Genomic DNA, 709 nt, shown 5'->3' with positions numbered 1-709 from the left:
GAAGGAGTCGACCTTTTAGAAAAGATCTTAGGGGAAGACCTTTTCAGTGAAGAAGTTGCCATTATAAAGACTGATAGAGGAAGTGAATTTTGTGATGCTGAAGGGTTTGAAAAAGAAGAAAATGAATCAAGACGTACACGAATCTTCTATTGTGATCCAATGGCTTCTGGTCAAAAAGGAAGTTTAGAAAACAATCATAAAGAAATCCGCTATATTTGTCCAAAAGAAAATGATTTAAAAGATTTAGGACTTAACAGTCAGGAAAAAGCAAATCTAATAGTCTCACATATCAATTCTCAATCAAAAGAACATTTAAAAGGTAAATCACCATTAGAAGTAATGGAATTTATGAATCCTGCACTTTATCAAAAATTCAAAGATTTTGGAATTGAAAGAATCAACAAAGACAATATTGTTTTAAAACCTTACTTATTAAAAGATTAAAATCATTCAGAGAATGTATGAAAATGGGTATACAGATTGACAGTTCAATACTTTATTCAAGTGGATTTTAGTCTTACACTCAAAAAAAATTGACAAAAATGCACAGCTTTAATGTGCCCCAAAATAGTACTCTTTCATAACAAAATTTGGTTTTCAATCACATGAAAGACTAAATTCAACCATCAAAATAAAAAGAATATCAGGCAAATCACCTAATATTCTTATAAAATCTGCTTTCTGAAAGAGTAAATTCTACTTTTATTTT

Annotated in this window: 1 pseudogene; it reads left to right on the top strand. The window is 29.3% G+C overall.

What is annotated here, in order from left to right:
• Positions 1-444, top strand: a pseudogene (locus LJD32_RS15015) (IS30 family transposase); the annotation flags it as partial.
• Positions 445-709 lie beyond the last annotated feature (265 nt).

Source organism: Faecalibacillus sp. TM498 (assembly GCF_020589955.1).
In the GTDB taxonomy this organism is placed as follows: Bacteria; Bacillota_I; Bacilli_A; order Erysipelotrichales; family Coprobacillaceae; genus Faecalibacillus; species Faecalibacillus intestinalis.
This window is presented reverse-complemented; position numbering and strand designations above follow the sequence as displayed.